A 16,063-nucleotide genomic window follows, 5' to 3' on the forward strand; every position below is an offset into this window, starting at 1 on the left:
CGGGTGCCGGGCCGGGGGCCGGGGGTCGGTGCGGGACGTCCGGGTCAGTTGGGGACGCTGCCGCCGCCGGTGACGCCGCTCAGGGTGTTGCCGCCCTGGGAGGGCGGCGGGTTCTGCGTGCCGCCGCCCGCGCCGCCGCCCGCGCTGCCGTCGGTCCCGCCCGCGGCGCCGCCGCCCGCGCTCGTGCTCGGCTGCGGGACGCTCGCGGAGGGCGGCGCGGAGGTCGGCGGAGCCGAGGTGGGCGGCGCGGAGGTCGGCGCGGCCGAGGTGGGCGCCGCGGAGGTCGGCGCGGCCGAGGTGGGCGGGTTCGTGGTGGGGACCCGGGTGGTGGAGGATCCTCCCGTGGTCCCGTTGTACGTCTGCCCGCCCCCGGTCGGGGTGTTCGCGGTCGGCGCGGGCGCCGGCGCGTTCCTCGTCCCCTGGCTGGAGGTGGCGGTGGGCGACGGCGAGCCGGAGGGGGTGTCGGTGCCACCCCCCTGGGTGCCGCCCCCGGAGGTGATGATCGCCGCGACCACGGCCACGGCGGCGGCCGCCGCCAGGGCCAGCCACAGCAGGGGGCCGCGGCGGTGCGGCTCGTCGTCGTCGGGACCGGCCGGCCCCGCACCGCCCGGGCCGTACCCGCCCGACGTCTCGTAGGGCCGGTAGCCGGGGCCCACCGCGGTCGGGGCGGAGGCCATCGGGGCCCCCATCGGCGGGGTGGCGCTGCCGAACCGCCCGGTCGTGCCGAACTGCTCGGTGGGGGCGTACGAGCCGGCCGGCGGTGTGGCGCCCGACGCCGTGCCGGAGCCGGCCGCCGCCAGCCCCGCGGCGGCGGCCGCGGCGGCCGCGGCGCCGGCCGCGTAGCCGGAGCCGCCCCCGCCGTGCATCTCCCGCAGCGCCTGCTGCGCGTGCGCCCGGAACTCGTCGGCGGACTGGAAGCGGTCGTCGGGGTCCTTGGCGAGCGAGCGCAGCACCAGGGCGTCCAGCTGCGGCGGCACCCGGTGGTTGGCCTGCGACGGCGGCCGGGGGGTGTCCTGCACGTGCTGGTAGACCACCGAGAGCGGGGTGTCGCCGGTGAACGGCGGCCGCAGCGTCAGCAGCTCGTAGAGCATGCAGCCGGTGGCGTAGAGGTCGGAGCGGTGGTCCACGGCCTTGCCGAGCGCCTGCTCCGGGGAGAGGTACTGCGGGGTGCCCATCACCATGCCGGTCTGCGTCATGGTGCTGGCGGCGCCGGTGAGGGCGCGGGCGATGCCGAAGTCCATCACCTTGACCGCGCCGGTGGTGGTGATGATGACGTTGGCGGGCTTGATGTCGCGGTGCACGATGCCGTGCCGGTGGCTGTAGGCCAGGGCCTCCAGCACGCCCGCGATGATGATCAGCGCCTGGTCGACCGGCGGCGCCTCCTCGTCCACGAGCAGCTCGCGGACGGTGCGGCCCTCGACCAGCTCCATGACGATGTACGGCATGGACTCGCCGCCGGGCAGCTCCTCCTCGCCGGTGTCGTACACCGCCACCACCGCGTGGTGGTTGAGCGCGGCGACGGAGTGGGCCTCGCGCGTGAAGCGGAGCCGGGCCACGTCGTCCTGGGCCAGCTCGGGGCGGAGCAGCTTGACGGCGACCGTGCGGCCGAGCCGCAGGTCCTCGGCGGCGAAGACCTCCGCCATGCCGCCGCGGCCGAGCCGGCGGGTGAGCCGGTAGCGGCCCTCGCCGACCGTGCCGAAGTCGCCCTCGGTGCCCTGCCCGGGGGTGCCGGGGGCGCCGAAGGCGGTGCGGCCGAAGCCTCCGGAGGAGTGCGCGGCGGCAGGGGTGGCGGGGGTCTCCGACACGCCGCCCGCGGTGCGGCCGCCGTGGGACGCGGGGGCCTGGTGCGCCGGGGCCGCTTCCGGGGACTGCTCACGGACGGGATCGCCGGTACGGCCGCGGGGGCCGTCTCCGCCTGCCGTGTGCGGGGTCTCTGCCATCACTCCTCGCCGTCCGTCGGCCTGAATGGGATCACGCTCTCGTCTCTGTCTCGGGGCCCCGGGACCGGCGGCCGACTCGGGCCTCTCCGCCCCTGGCCGGGCCGGGAGGGCGGATTCCTCCAGTGCACGCTACCGCCTTCGCGGGGCGTACGTGACGGCTGAACCCCTCGTGGGCCGCCTACCCCGGCACCACCCGGCGCGCACCAACGCGCCCGGCGCGAAGTCGGGGCGGACGCGCCCCCGGCCGCTCAGGACGCGGCCGCCGCACCGGACCCGCCGTCCGGTGCGCCCCCTGCGGGGAGGCGCATGCCGTAGCTGCCGGGCGTCGAGTAGTCGGTGGGGCTGCTGCTGCCGGCGCTCTTGCTCATGGCGGCGGCCAGGACGAGGCCGACCACCACCGCCAGGACGAGCAGCACGCAGACGATGACGACCGCCGTGCCGCAGCCGCGCCTCCGTGCGGGGAGCGGTGCGAACGGCGCGGGCGGGGCGAACACCCCGGGGGGCGGGGTGGGCACCCCCGGCCGCATCGGACCGGGCATCGGCGTCGCCGCCTGCTGCGGGAAGACCGGCTGCGGCGGAGGGGTGCGGATCGGCTGCGGCAGCGGCTGCGGCATCGGCTGCGCGTGGGGCGGCCGGTACTGCGGGGGCGGGGTGTGCGGGGGCGGGGTGCCCGGTCCGACGACGGGGCCGGGGCCGAACGACGGGGCGGGGGACGGCCGGTACGGCTGCTGCACCCGGTCCGGCGCCGGCGTCCGCAGCTCGCCGGTCACCTGGGGGAAGACCGCGGAGGAGAGGGGGCCGCCGGGCCCCTGCCCGTGCACGGCGCTGGGGCCGCCGCCGATGACCAGCGGCTTCACCCCGTCCTGCTCGCCCGAGGCCACCCGCTGCACCTCGTCGCGCATCGCCTCCGCGGTGGGGAAGCGGTGGGCGGGGTCCTTGCGCAGTGCCCGGGCCACCAGGGCGTCCACCGCCGGGGTCACCGCCCGGTTGAGGGAGGACGGCGCCGGCGGCGGCTCCTGCACGTGCTTGTAGGCGATGGAGAACGCGGTGTCGCCGTCGAACGGGAGCCGTCCGGTGAGCAGCTCGAAGAGCAGGCAGCCCACCGAGTAGAGGTCGGCGCGGGCGTCCACGCTCTTCCCGAGCGCCTGCTCCGGGGAGAGGTACTGCGGGGTGCCCACCACCATGCCGGTCTGCGTCATCGAGGTGACCCCGGACTGCAGGGCGCGGGCGATGCCGAAGTCCATCACCTTGACGACGCCCTTGGGCGTCACCATGACGTTGCCCGGCTTGATGTCGCGGTGGACGAGGCCCTGCTCGTGCGAGGCGGACAGCGCGGCCAGCACGTCCGCGGTGATCCGCAGCGCCCGGTCGGCGGGCATCGCCCCGTGCTCCTCGACCTCCCGGCGCAGCACGCCGCTGAGCGAGGTGCCCTCGACGTACTCCATGACGATGTAGGGGACCGTGGCGCCGTCGGCGTCGGCGTCCTCGCCGCTGTCGTAGACCGCGACGACGTTGGTGTGGCTCAGCCGGGCGACGGCCTGGGCCTCGCGGCGGAACCGCTCGCGGAAGGACGGCTCGCGGCCGAGGTCGGTGTGGAGGGTCTTCACCGCCACCGGGCGGTCGAGCACGGTGTCGTGCCCGAGGTGGACGGAGGCCATGCCGCCCTGGCCCAGCAGCTGCTGCAGGACGTACCTGCCGTGGCCGACCGCCCGCAGGCCGGCGGCCGCACCGCCCGTGGTGCCGTCCTCGCCCATCGCCTCGACATCCCCCTCGGCAGGCCGCGCCGCAGCCGCGTGTGTGTGGACCGTCCGGAGACCGCCGGCCCCGGCAGGGGCCAGGGTATCGGCACGCCCCGACATGCGTACCGGGGCGTGCGATCGTACTGCGCACACCCCGGTACACGGGCCGCGGGGGCGGTCCGGTTCCCGGCCGGCCCGGCCGCGGGGGCGGTCCCGGGGGCGGCCGGGGCGGTCCGGGCGCCCCCGGGGGCACGGGCGGTCCGGCGGGGAGGGGCCGGCGGCCGGGCCCCCGCCCGCGCGGCCCTACAGGTACGGGCCGGAGCGCATGCCGCGCGGGGGCTCGCCCGGCTCCTCGCCGAGGCCGCCGTGGCCGGGCGGCAGCGCCCGGCGCATCTGCTCCAGCTGCGCGCGGGCCGCCATCTGCTGGGCGAACAGGGCGGTCTGGATGCCGTGGAACAGCCCCTCCAGCCACCCCACGAGCTGTGCCTGGGCGATCCTCAGCTCGGCCTCGCTGGGGATGGTGTCGTCGGTGAAGGGGAGGGAGAGCCGCTCCAGCTCCTCCACCAGCTCGGGGGCGAGCCCCTGCTCCAGCTCCTTGATGGAGCCGGCGTGGATGTCCTTCAGCCGCACCCGGCTCGCCTCGTCGAGGGGAGCCGCGCGCACCTCCTCCAGCAGCTGCTTGATCATGCTGCCGATCCGCATCACCTTCGCCGGCTGCTCCACCATCTCGGTGACCGGCAGCTCGCGCGGCTCCTCCCCCTCACCGCCGCCGGGGAGCTTGCGCTCCGCGCCCGGGGCACTGCCGACGGCCATGCCGTCCGGGCCGACGATCAGGACCTGAGGGCCGTCTTCCGGCCGTTCGTTCATCGGCGTGTTCATGGGCGCCATTCTTCCTCACGGGGGGCGCGCGGGGGGCGGCCGCCCCGGGAGAGGGCGGTCAGCCGCGGCGCAGGCGCAGGCCGACCAGCGCCACCCCGGCGCCGACCATGCCCAGCCCCATGCCGAGCGGCAGGTAGGTGCCGGCGGCCACCGCGGAGAAGGGCGGCGCGGCGTCGTCGGCGCCCGCGACCGGGACGGGCGGTCCGTCGGCGCCGGGGAGGCCGCCGGGGCCCGGGAGGGCGGACGTCGCCGCGGCGGGGGCCGCGCCGTCGGGGGCCGCGGACCCTGCAGGCACGAAGGGGGCCCCGCCCGGGGCGGGGGCGGCGGACCGGCGGGCGGCCCGCGGGTCGGCGGGCGGCGGCTGCGGCACCCCGCGGTACGCATCCGGGCCTCCGGGGGCGGCGTCGTCGGCCGGGCCGTCCCCGGCGGGCGGGTCCCCGGCGGGCGGCGAGGGCACGGCGGGCGCGGGGACCCGAGGCCCCGCGGACCGGGACGGCTCCGCCGCCGGCGACCGGAGCGGCACGGTCGCGTCGGCGGCCGGGCCGCCGGTCGCCGCGCCGGCGGAGGGGGCGGGCACGGACGGCGCGTCGGGGGCCGCCGGGGTCCAGGGGGCGGCGGAGGACGACGGGGCGGGAGGAGGTACGGAGCCGTCGTCCGGGAGCGGCGGGGAGTCACCGCGGTCGCGGGGCCGGGGGCAGCCGGTCCCGACGCGGTCCGCACCCGGGTCCGCGGCCCGCGGGCGGGGGCCGGCGAGTCCGGCCGGCAGCAGCCCCGTCCACGGCGTCCGGCCGGACGCGGCCCCGGGGAGCGGCGAGGGCGGGCCGGTGCGGGCCGGGGGCCGGTCGGCGGGACCGCCGCAGCCGGCGGCCGCGGCGGACGGCGACGCCAGGACGGCGGCGAGCCCGGCGCACGCGGCCAGCAGGAGCGGGGAGGGTATCCCGGGCGTGGAACCGCGGCGGGACGCCCGCGGCTGCACGGTCCGCGGGGGCGGAGGGGTCCGCAGGGACAGAGGGGTCCGCGGGGGCGGAGGGGGCGGGAGGGGCGGCCCGGCCGCCTCCGGTCCACCGGGGGTCGGCGGGCGCGGGGCGGGGGTACGCGGCTGGAGCGTGGATCCGGTCACGTGCGGTCGTCCTTCCGACGGCCGCCGTCGGCGGGCGGCGGCACCGGACAAGGCCGGCGGCGCCCGGGACCTCGGCGCCGCTGCCGCCCGGCCTGCGCTGCGTGGTCGGGCGGTTCCTCTCCAGAGTCGCACAACCCGACATACCCGTCATATCGAACACACGTCGCCGCCCGGACCGCTCCGGACCGCCGGCGGCCCCGCCTCGGGGAGGGCGGGGCGCCCCCGCCCTCCCCCGCCGCGGCACGCACCCGCCCCGGCCCCCGCCGCCGGACGGGGCGGGGAGGACGGGGCGGAGGAGAGGGGGACGGGCGCGGCCGGCCCGCGTCAGACCGTCAGCAGGATCTTGCCGATGTGCGCGCTGCTCTCCATCAGCCGGTGCGCCTGCGCCGCCTCGGCCATCGGCAGCGCCCGGTCGACCACCGGCCGGACCCGGCCCGACTCGACCAGGGGCCAGACGTGCTCGCGCACCGCCGCCACGATGGCCGCCTTCTCCTCCAGGGGGCGCGCCCGCAGGCTGGTCGCGGCGATCGCGGCCCGCTTGGACAGCAGCTTGCCCAGGTTCAGCTCGGCCTTGACGCCGCCCTGCATGCCGATCACGACCAGCCGGCCGTTGACCGCCAGCGCGTCCAGGTTCCGGTCCAGGTAGGAGGCGCCCATGACGTCGAGGATCACGTCGGCGCCGCGTCCGGAGGTCGCCTCGGCGAGTTCCGCGACGAAGTCCTGCTCGCGGTAGTTCACCAGGACGTCGGCCCCCAGGGCCCGGCACGCCTCCAGCTTCTCCGCGCTGCCCGCCGTCACGGCGACCCGGGCGCCCACGGCCTTCGCGAGCTGGACCGCCATCGTGCCGATCCCGCTCGACCCGCCGTGCACCAGGAACACCTCCCCCGGCCGCAGGTGCGCCACCTGGAACACGTTGGACCACACGGTGCAGACGACCTCGGGCAGCGCCGCCGCCGCGACCGTGTCCAGGCCCTTCGGCACCGGCAGCAGCTGCCCGGCCGGCACCGCGACCCGCTCCGCGTACCCGCCGCCGCCGAGGAGCGCGCACACCTCGTCGCCCACCGCCCAGCCGGCCGTGCCCGGGCCGAGCGCCGCGATCCGCCCGGAGCACTCCAGACCCGGGTACGGGGAGGCCCCCGGCGGGGGGTCGTAGAAGCCCTGGCGCTGGAGGACGTCGGCCCGGTTGACGGCGCTCGCCGCCACCTCGACCAGCACCTCGCCCTCGCCGGGCACCGGGTCGTCCACCTCGGCCCACACCAGCGCGTCGGGACCACCGGGTTCGGGAATCGTGATCGCTCGCATGTCCACACGCTAGCCTCGCCGCCGCCCGGCGCCGGGGACCGGGACCCCGGCGATCCGCGGGCGGCCGCGGGTCCGGCGGGACCCCGGGCGGGCCGCGGCCCGCCCGGCCACCGGCCCGTCCGCCCGTCCGCCAGTCCGGCCGCCCGTCCATCCGCCCGTCCGGTCGGTGTCCGCGACACACCGGGCGGCGACGGCCGCCCCGCGGGCCGCCGCGGTCATCCTGGGAGGCGTGACGAGCGGCAGCCGGCCCCCGGGGCCGGGCGGAAGGGCCCCGCGGCGGCCGCGGCACGACGCGGACGGGCCGCCGGACCCCGGCGGTGACCCCGGCCGGCACGTCGTGCTGCCCACCCGGCGGCCGAGGCCCCCGCTGCAGCAGGTGGGCCTCCGGGTGCTGATGGCGCTGGCCGTGCTGGTGGTCACGATCGTGGTGGTCTACGCCGACCGCGGCGGCTACACGGACAGCTCGGACGGCCGCGTCGACCTGCTCGACGCCGCCTACTACGCGACCGTCACCCTCTCCACCACCGGCTACGGCGACGTCACACCGGTGAGCGACTCCGCCCGCCTCGTCAACATCCTGGTGGTCACCCCGCTGCGGGTCGTCTTCCTGATCATCCTGGTCGGCACCACGCTGGAGGTGCTGGCGGAGCGCACCCGCCGGCAGTGGCGCATCGGACGCTGGAGGTCCGCCGTGCGGGAGCACACCGTCGTCGTCGGGTACGGCACCAAGGGGCGGCACGCGGTGTCCACCCTGTTCGGCCAGGGCGTGCGCCCGGAGTCGATCGTGGTGGTGGACCCGCAGCGGAAGGTGGTCGAGCAGGCCACGCTGGACGGCCTGGTCGGGGTGGTCGGGGACGCCACCCGCACCGACACCCTGCTCCGCGCGGAACTGCCGCGCGCCGCCCGGGTCGTGGTCGCCCCGGACCGGGACGACACCGCCGTCCTGGTCACCCTCACCGTCCGGCAGCTCAACCGGAAGGCCACCGTGGTGGCCGCCGTCCGGGAGGACGAGAACGCGCCCCTGCTGCGGGGGAGCGGCGCCGACGTGGTGGTCACCGGTTCCGGCTCGACCGGCCGGCTGCTCGGCATGTCGGCGCTCAGCCCCCACGCCGGCGCGGTCATGGAGGACCTGCTGACGTACGGCAGCGGGCTCGACGTCGTGGAGCGCCCCGTCACCAGGGCCGAGGCGGGCGGCAGCCCCCGCGCGTGCGCGGACCTGGTCGTCGCCGTCGTCCGCGGCCACCGCGTCCTCCGCTACGGCGACGCGGAGGCCGCGATCCTCAGGCTCACCGACCGCGTCATCGTGATCCGCTCGGCGGGGACGCCGGCCTGAGGCCCGGCCGGACGCCGCGCGCGGTGGAGCCTGCCCCCGCCGGGAACGCCGGGACCGCCGGGACCGCCGGGTGCCCCGGGAGCGCCGGGGCCCCGGCTCAGCGGCCCGGCGCCTCCAGCAGTTCCACGGGCTCCCCCGCCGCCAGCCCGCCGGGCGGGACGGCGGCGAGCGCGTCGGCGAGGGCGAACCCGCGGAGCATGGCGGGGCCGTCGAAGGCCAGCGGGTCCGCGCCACGGGCGGTGAGCCGTACGGGCAGCAGCCGGGTGTCGCGCGGGTGCCCCGGCAGGTCGGCGGCGGCGGGGGCCCGGCGCGGCGCGGCGGCCGGGTGCCCGCCCAGGGCACGCAGCAGCGGTACCGCGAGGGTGGCGGCACCGGCGACGGCGGCCAGCGGGTTGCCCGGCAGGCCGACGAGGGTCCGGGGGGCGCCGCCGGCGGCGGCGGGCGGCAGTGCGGCGAGCAGCATGGGGTGCCCGGGCCGTACCGCGACCGAGTCCACCAGCAGCCGGCCGCCGGCCTCGTCCAGCGCGGCGTGCAGGAAGTCCACCGGACCGGCCGCGGTGCCGCCGGTGGTGACCACGACGTCGGCGGGCGAGCGGCGGAGGGCGTCGCGCAGCAGCCCCCGGTCGTCCCGGACCATGCGGCGGCCGACCACCCCGGCCCCGCACGCCGCCAGCCACGGGACGAGCAGCGGGCCGAGGGCGTCGCGGACCAGCCCGTCGCGGGGCGGGCCCGACTCCAGCAGCTCGTCGCCGAGGAGCAGCAGTTCGACCGTCGGGCGGCGGTGGACCGCCAGCCGGTCGCAGCCCGCAGCGGCGGCCAGGCCGAGGACGGCCGGGGTCACGGCGGTGCCGGCGGGGAGGAGCGGCTCGCCGCGGCGGCACTCCTGGCCGCGGGGGCGCACGTCGCGGCCGGGCTCGGCGGGGCGGGGGGCCCGGTCGTGGAGGACGCCGGTGTCCTCCCCCGAGTCCGCGGCGGCGCCGCCGTCGCGGCCGGGGGTGCCGCGCCGCTCGACCGTGCCGTGCTCACGGCGCAGGACGGCCGTGGCGCCGGGCGGCAGCGGGGCGCCGGTGGCGATCCGGACGGCGGTGCCGTCCGCGAGCGGGCCGGCCGGCTGCTGCCCCGCCAGGACGCGCCCGCGCAGCACCCAGGGGCCGGGGCCGGCGACGGCCCAGCCGTCCATGGCGGAGGTGTCGAACGGCGGCAGGTCGGTGCGGGCCACCAGGGGCTCGGCGAGCGCGCGGCCCAGGGCGTCGGCCAGGTCGGCCTCGGCGGCGGGCAGCGGGCGGACGGCCGCCGCGCGGGCGGTGGCGCGGGCCCGCTGCCAGGGCATGCCGGGGTCGGGCCGCCGGTACGGCCCGGGGGGAGGTGCGTCCGACGAGCCGGGCGCGTCCGGGGGCGCGTCCCAGTCGTAGGGGTCGTCGGCCCCCCGGGACGGTCCGGGGTCCCGGGGGGAGCCGGGCCCGCCGGGGGAGCCGGTCCGGCCGCCGCCGGGCGGGGCGCCGTCCACGGAGGAGGCCCTGCTCATCCGGGCCCGTTGCCGTCGCGCTGCCCCGCGGCCCTGCGCTCGGCCAGCGCGACGGCCTTGCGGCAGGCCTCGGCGACGGCCTCGCTGCCGCCGCCCGCGCCGGCGGCGGCGTAGCCGACCAGGAACGCGGTCAGCGGCGCGGCGGGGCGGGCCACGCCGTGGGCGACGACCTTGGTCATGTCGAGCAGCCCGGCGACGTCGACGTCCAGGTCGACACCCAGTTCGGTCTTGGCTTCGGCGATCCAGTCATCCAGCACGCCGCCCATGTTCCCGGATTCCGTGCCGGGCGGCATGCACCGGCCCCCTCGGCCGTGTTGCCGCGGGCCCGCCCCGGCCCGCGGGGCCGCCCGGCCACCGGACCGGCACCGGCTCATCCGGCCCGCCTGCGGGCGGCGGCCACCTGGTCCCAGGTGTCGCAGTCCCAGGCCGCGCCGGCCGTGTCCGGCAGCCGCACCGTGCGCAGGCCGCCGACCAGCCGCCGCAGCGGCAGGCCGTCCGCGCGGCCGCCGCTGCCGGCCACCAGGGCGTCCAGGGCGGCGCGGAGGGCGTCGGTGCGGTAGGCGGCGGCCAGCGGCTGGTCGCGTCCGCCGGCGTCGACCAGGACGGCCGCGTCGGCGGGCGGTCCGGCGTCGTCCGGCGCGGCGGCGGGATCGTCCGGGGACGGGAGGAGGACCCCGGCGGCCAGCCGCTCCACCGTCGGCCGGTCCAGGAACGGCAGGTCCGCCGCCAGCAGCAGCACCACCGGCGCGGAGACGTGGGGGAGGCCGGCGGCCACCGCGGCGACCGGGCCGCCGCCGGGCGGGTCCTCCCGGGTCCACCGGACCGGCCGGCCGGCCGCCTCCCGGACCGGTCCGACCACCACGGTGCGCCGCGCCCCCGCGCAGGCCGCGAGCACCCGCTCCAGCAGGGTGGCGCCGCCCACCCGCAGGCCGGGCTTGTCGGCGCCGTCCAGCCTCCGGGCCGCGCCGCCGGCCAGCACCACCGCGTCGTACCCGCCGCTCACCCTGGCCCGTTCCATGGCCCGAGTATGGCCCGGGCACCGCCCGCGGCGGCCCCGGAGGGGGCGTGCCGGGCGAAAGAACATGCGCTTGCAATTATTTCGCGCGCTACGTACGGTCGGGGACGACCCCCTGTCCGCCGCGATCCAGCGAGGAGCACCCATGAGCGCTCTCTTCGAGCCCCTCACCCTGCGCAGCCTCACCATCCCCAACCGGGTGTGGATGGCGCCGATGTGCCAGTACTCCGCCGCACCGGAGGGACCCGACACCGGCGCCCCGGGCGACTGGCACTTCCAGCACCTCGCCTCCCGCGCCGTCGGCGGCGCCGGGCTGATCCTCACCGAGGCCACCGCCGTCCTGCCCGAGGGCCGCATCAGCACCCACGACCTCGGCCTGTGGAACGACCGGCAGCAGCAGGCCTTCGCCCGCATCACCGCGTTCCTGGAGCAGCAGGGCACCGTCCCCGGCATCCAGCTCGCCCACGCCGGGCGCAAGGCCGGCGACGGGCAGCCCTGGGGGGGAGTCCGCGGCGCCCTCGCCCCCGAGGACGGCGGCTGGCAGGCCGTCGCCCCCAGCGCCGTGGCCTTCGGCGACCGGCCCGTGCCCGACGAGCTGGACGCCGACGGGATCCGGCGCGTCGTGCGGGCCTTCGCCGACGCCGCCCGCCGCGCGCTCGACGCCGGGTTCAAGGTCGCCGAGGTGCACGGCGCCCACGGCTACCTGGTCCACTCGTTCCTCTCGCCCTTCTCCAACCACCGCACCGACTCCTACGGCGGCACCGTCCAGAACCGCATGCGGTTCGCCCTGGAGGTCGTCGAGGCCGTCCGCGCCGTCTGGCCCGACGAGCTGCCGCTCTTCTTCCGCACCTCGGCCACCGACTGGCTGTCCGGCGACACCGCCGACGAGCGGGAGGGCTGGACCGGCGAGGACACCGTGCTGCTCGCGAAGGAGCTGCAGGCCCGCGGCGTCGACCTCCTCGACGTGTCCACCGGCGGCATCGCGCCCGACGCCCCCATCCCGGTCGGCCCCGGCTACCAGGTGCCGTTCGCCGAGACGGTCCGTGGCCGGACCGGCCTGCCCACCGGCGCCGTCGGCATGATCACCGAGCCGGAGCAGGCCGAGGAGATCGTCGCCTCCGGCCGGGCCGACGCCGTGCTGCTCGCCCGCGAGCTGCTGCGCAACCCGGTCTGGCCCCAGCAGGCCGCCCGGCGGCTGGGTGCCGCCGTGCCCCGGCCCGAGCAGTACGCCCGCGCCTTCTGACGCCCGCGCGTCCCGTCTCCGCACCGGCCCGGACCCGTGGTCTGCGGTCCCGTGGTGCCGTGGTCCCGTGATGCCGGGGTCGTCGGCCCCGGGGCCGCCGGAGCGGCCGCCACCGGTCAGGCCGCCAGCCGCAGGTGCTGACCCGGCCGGATCACGTCGGGGTCGCCGCCCAGGACGTCGTGGTTGAGGTCGTAGAGGGCGTGCCAGCCGCCGTGGACGTGGGCCTGCTGGGCGATCGAGGAGAGCGTGTCGCCCGCGTGCACCGTCCAGTAGGAGCTCCCCGGCGCGGGTACCTGCACGGGGAGCAGCGCCTGCACCGTCCACGGCTGCAGCGTCTGCACGGAGTCGGCCTGCGAGACCGGCCGCGCCGGCCGGACGGGGGCGGAGGCGAGGTGCAGCGGCGTCCGGGACGCCGTCCGGGACGCGCGGCCGCACACCGGCCACGGCGTCAGGCCGCGGGAGCCGGCGATCCGCTCGCCGACCGCGATCTGCTCATCGCGGGTCGCCAGGTCGGCGCGCGGCGCGTAGCGGCGGCCGCCGTACTGCTCCCAGGTGCCCTGCGTCATCTGCAGCCCGCCGTAGTAGCCGTTGCCGGTGTTGATGTCCCAGCGGCCGCCGCTCTCGCAGCCGGCGATCCGCTCCCAGTCGGCGCCGTCGCCGGGTGCGGCCTGCGGCACGCGTGCCCCGGCCTGCGCCCCGGCGACCGCGGCGGCCGCCTGACCGGCCAGGCCCATGGCGGTGAACACCGCCAGCAGGACCGCCAGGACGGCGACGGCGGCACGCATCGGTGAGAACGACGGCATCGGACGACTCCTTCGGTTCCGCGCTGCGGACGACGCCGTGGATCGACGCCTGTCCTCCTCCAGGGAGCACGCCTACGAGCCGAAAGTCCGACATAAGACGCCCCTTCAGGCGCTGTCCGGAGCAGCAGATTCCCTCCCAGGGGTGACCTGGCGTCAGTCGGACTCCACGACAATCACCTCACCGCCGGTGTCCCCGGCGCCGGCGGACCCCCCGGCACGGCCGCCGGTCCGCCCATCGGCTGCACGACTGCAATCTGTACGCCCGCGACCTGCGCGTTCGTCACCTGCGGACACGTCACCTGCTGCTCCGCCGCTGCGGTTCCGGGCGGGCGACGCGGCGCCGGGCAGCCGCGAGAACGCCAGCAGCCGCCGCCCCTCCCGCTCCAGCGCGTCGCGGTCGGCCGCGGACAGCGGCTCGAAGAGCTCCACCCGCAGCGACGGCCCGGCGTCCCGCTCCCGCAGGAGGCGCCACACCCCGCGCACCGAGCCGTCGGCGAGCACCGAGCCCCTCACCAGGCCGTTCCTGGTCATCACCCGCATCCGGTACGCCTCCGGCAGGACCCGGCCGCGGTCCGCGTGCGCCAGCAGGAGGTTGTCGAACTCCGCCAGCAGCCGCACCGGCACCGGCGTGTCCGGATCGGGGCGCGGCGCCTCCGGCAGGTCGAACAGCTCGGCGCCGCCCTCGTCGCGGAAGCGCAGCAGCCGGGACCGCAGCCGCTCCAGCACCTCCCGGAGCCCCGTCAGCCCCGACCACTTCTGCACGTCCGCCACCGTCGCCGGCCCGAAGGCCGCCAGGTACCGCAGCACCAGCGCGTCCACCGCGGGGACCGGGGGTGCCGGGGGCGCGGCGGCCGCGGACCGGCCGAGCCACGCCTCCGCCGTGGTGTGGGCGGCCGGCCCAGTCGCCCCCCACAGCCCGCGCGGCGGCACCTGCACCAGCGGCAGCAGGCAGCGCACCGTCATCGCCAGCGCGTACGGGTCGCGGCCCGGCCACCGCTCCGCGAGCAGCGCGCCCAGGGACTCGAAGGTCAGCGGCCGCTCCTCCACGAGCGCCCGGCCCGCCGCGGCCAGCTCCGCGGGGTCCACGCCGGCCAGCTCCCGGCCCCACCGGCTGTGCGCCGTCCGCTCCGACCGAGCCTGCAGCAGCGGCCGCAGGGCCAGGCAGTCCGCGGCGGAGACCAGGTGGATGGTCCCCCGCATCAGGGCGATGCGGACCACCGCGCGCTCCTCCAGCAGCCGCGACAGCTCGTCGGGGCGGAAGTCCGCCACGCGGCTCCACAGGCCCGTGTACGGCGGCTTCGGGTCCTGGGCCTGGAGCCCGACCAGGTGCTCCACGACCTCCAGGGCGGGCAGCGGACGCCGCTCCACGAGGAGCTGGCGGTCCAGCAGGGCCCGGCCCAGCGAGCGCCGTCCGAGGACGGGGGAGTGGCGCGTCCCGCCGCGCGTGTCGGTCATGGCGGCACGCTAGCGGCGGACGAGGACAGGTGCGGTCCTGTTCACCGCGGCCGGCGGGCCCGCCCACCGCACCTCGCCCCGGGGACCGGCAGGACCGGGCCGCGTCGGCCGGGCGGCCGGACGGTAGGGGGCGCCGGCGACAGCCCTGCGGCGCCCCGCCGGCCGGACCCGGGTCCGTACAGGCCCGGCCTCAGCCGTTGGCCATGTCGACGAAGCGCGAGTAGTGGCCCTGGAAGGCGACCGTGATGGTGGCGGTGGGACCGTTGCGGTGCTTGGCCACGATCAGGTCGGCCTCGCCGGCCCGGGGGGACTCCTTCTCGTAGGCGTCCTCGCGGTGCAGCAGGATCACCATGTCGGCGTCCTGCTCGATCGAGCCGGACTCGCGGAGGTCGGAGACCATCGGCTTCTTGTCGGTGCGCTGCTCGGGGCCTCGGTTGAGCTGGGAGAGGGCGATGACCGGGATCTCCAGCTCCTTGGCGAGGAGCTTGAGGTTCCGGGACATCTCCGAGACCTCCTGCTGGCGGCTCTCGGCCCGGCGGGAGCCGCCGGCCTGCATCAGCTGGAGGTAGTCGATGACCACCAGGCGCAGGTCGTTGCGCTGCTTGAGGCGGCGGCACTTGGCCCGGATCTCCATCATCGACAGGTTGGGGGAGTCGTCGATGTAGAGCGGGGCGGCGCTGACGTCCGGCATCCGGCGGGCGAGGCGCGTCCAGTCGTCGTCGGTCATGTTGCCGGACCGCATGTGGTGCAGCGCGACCCGGGCCTCCGCCGAGAGCAGGCGCATGGCGATCTCGTTGCGGCCCATCTCCAGGGAGAAGATGACGCTGGGCATGCCGTTCTTGATGGAGCAGGCGCGGGCGAAGTCCAGGGCGAGGGTGGACTTTCCCATCGCGGGCCTCGCGGCGATGACGATCATCTGGCCGGGGTGGAGCCCGTTGGTGAGGGAGTCCAGGTCGGTGAAGCCGGTGGGGACGCCCGACATCTGGCCGCTGCGGGAGCCGATCGCCTCGATCTCGTCGAGGGCGCCCTCCATGATGTCGGCGAGGGGCGCGTAGTCCTCGCTGGTGCGCTGCTCGGTGACGGCGTAGATCTCGGCCTGGGCGGCGTTGACGATCTCGTCGACGTCGCCCTCGGCGGCGTAGCCCATGCCCGCGATGCGGGTGCCGGCCTCGACCAGGCGGCGCAGCACGGCGCGCTCGTGGACGATCTCCGCGTAGTACTCGGCGTTGGCCGCGGTGGGGACGGAGTTGACCAGCGTGTGCAGGTAGGCGGGGCCGCCGACCCGGGTGATCTCGCCGCGCTTGGTGAGCTCGCCGGCGACGGTGATGGGGTCGGCGGGCTCGCCGCGGGCGTAGAGGTCGAGGATGGCGCCGTGGATCAGCTCGTGGGCGGGCCGGTAGTAGTCGGCGGGCTTGAGGACCTCGACGACGTCGGCGATGGCGTCCTTGGAGAGCAGCATGCCGCCGAGGACGGACTGCTCGGCGGCGAGGTCCTGCGGGGGGACGCGCTCGAAGGAGTCGCCGCCGCGTCCGCCGCCCTCGCGGTCGCGGTCGCGGTCCCTGTCCCGGCCACCGCGCCAGTCGCCGTCGCGTCCGCCGTCGCGGCGGTTGCGGGCGACGGGCAGGCGGTCGCCGGGGCCGTCGGGCCAGTCGTCGTCGGGCGGGGTGTCGTGGTCGTCGAACTGGGGGCCGGTCACGCGTCCTCCCCGT

At 78.1% G+C, this 16,063-nt stretch carries 11 protein-coding genes and 1 pseudogene; 2 read left to right on the plus strand and 10 right to left on the minus strand.

What is annotated here, in order from left to right; all coding sequences use genetic code 11:
* Positions 1–44 precede the first annotated feature (44 nt).
* The 5 genes from LO771_RS06985 to LO771_RS07005 form a co-directional block, all read right to left on the minus strand.
* Positions 45–1,643 (minus strand): protein kinase, encoded by a 1,599-nt coding sequence (locus LO771_RS06985; protein ID WP_230649454.1) that lies wholly within the window; start codon positions 1,641–1,643, stop codon positions 45–47.
* A 545-nt stretch (positions 1,644–2,188) separates the two neighbouring features.
* Positions 2,189–3,694 (minus strand): protein kinase, encoded by a 1,506-nt coding sequence (locus tag LO771_RS06990; protein ID WP_230649112.1) that lies wholly within the window; start codon positions 3,692–3,694, stop codon positions 2,189–2,191.
* A 288-nt stretch (positions 3,695–3,982) separates the two neighbouring features.
* Entirely contained in the window at positions 3,983–4,558 is a 576-nt protein-coding gene (locus LO771_RS06995; protein WP_230649113.1) for a bacterial proteasome activator family protein, read from the minus strand.
* Positions 4,559–4,616: 58 nt separating this feature from the next.
* Complete coding sequence (locus LO771_RS07000; RefSeq protein ID WP_230649114.1) at positions 4,617–4,853, minus strand: hypothetical protein; 237 nt, start codon at positions 4,851–4,853, stop codon at positions 4,617–4,619.
* Between the two features lie 1,149 nt (positions 4,854–6,002).
* Positions 6,003–6,980, minus strand: a complete 978-nt coding sequence (locus LO771_RS07005) for an NAD(P)H-quinone oxidoreductase (RefSeq protein ID WP_230649115.1) — start codon at positions 6,978–6,980, stop codon at positions 6,003–6,005.
* A 394-nt stretch (positions 6,981–7,374) separates the two neighbouring features.
* Here LO771_RS07005 and LO771_RS07010 point away from each other — a divergent pair, with 394 nt between their 5' ends.
* Complete coding sequence (locus LO771_RS07010) at positions 7,375–8,313, plus strand: TrkA family potassium uptake protein (RefSeq protein WP_230649456.1); 939 nt, start codon at positions 7,375–7,377, stop codon at positions 8,311–8,313.
* Between the two features lie 97 nt (positions 8,314–8,410).
* On the opposite strand, the gene LO771_RS07015 is transcribed toward LO771_RS07010, so the two are convergent.
* Complete coding sequence (locus tag LO771_RS07015; protein WP_308188863.1) at positions 8,411–9,643, minus strand: molybdopterin molybdotransferase MoeA; 1,233 nt, start codon at positions 9,641–9,643, stop codon at positions 8,411–8,413.
* A gap of 191 nt (positions 9,644–9,834) precedes the next feature.
* A pseudogene (locus tag LO771_RS31610) lies at positions 9,835–10,856 on the minus strand (NTP transferase domain-containing protein).
* Between the two features lie 142 nt (positions 10,857–10,998).
* On the opposite strand from LO771_RS31610, the gene LO771_RS07030 reads away from it, so the two are divergent.
* Positions 10,999–12,096, plus strand: coding sequence for an NADH:flavin oxidoreductase/NADH oxidase (locus LO771_RS07030; RefSeq protein WP_230649117.1), 1,098 nt, complete (start codon positions 10,999–11,001; stop codon positions 12,094–12,096).
* 116 nt (positions 12,097–12,212) lie between these two features.
* Here LO771_RS07030 and LO771_RS31000 read toward each other — a convergent pair whose 3' ends face one another.
* The 3 genes from LO771_RS31000 to dnaB all read right to left on the minus strand — a co-directional run bounded on the left by LO771_RS31000 (position 12,213) and on the right by dnaB (position 16,050).
* Positions 12,213–12,899, minus strand: coding sequence for a transglycosylase family protein (locus LO771_RS31000; protein WP_304944769.1), 687 nt, complete (start codon positions 12,897–12,899; stop codon positions 12,213–12,215).
* Between the two features lie 153 nt (positions 12,900–13,052).
* Positions 13,053–14,354: a winged helix DNA-binding domain-containing protein gene (locus LO771_RS07045; RefSeq protein WP_230649118.1), complete on the minus strand. Its 1,302-nt coding sequence runs from the start codon at positions 14,352–14,354 to the stop codon at positions 13,053–13,055.
* A gap of 190 nt (positions 14,355–14,544) precedes the next feature.
* Entirely contained in the window at positions 14,545–16,050 is a 1,506-nt protein-coding gene (gene dnaB, locus LO771_RS07050; RefSeq protein ID WP_230649119.1) for a replicative DNA helicase, read from the minus strand.
* Positions 16,051–16,063: the final 13 nt, after the last annotated feature.

Origin of the sequence: Streptacidiphilus sp. ASG 303 (assembly GCF_020991365.1) — a bacterium.
Lineage (GTDB): Bacteria > Actinomycetota > Actinomycetes > Streptomycetales > Streptomycetaceae > Peterkaempfera.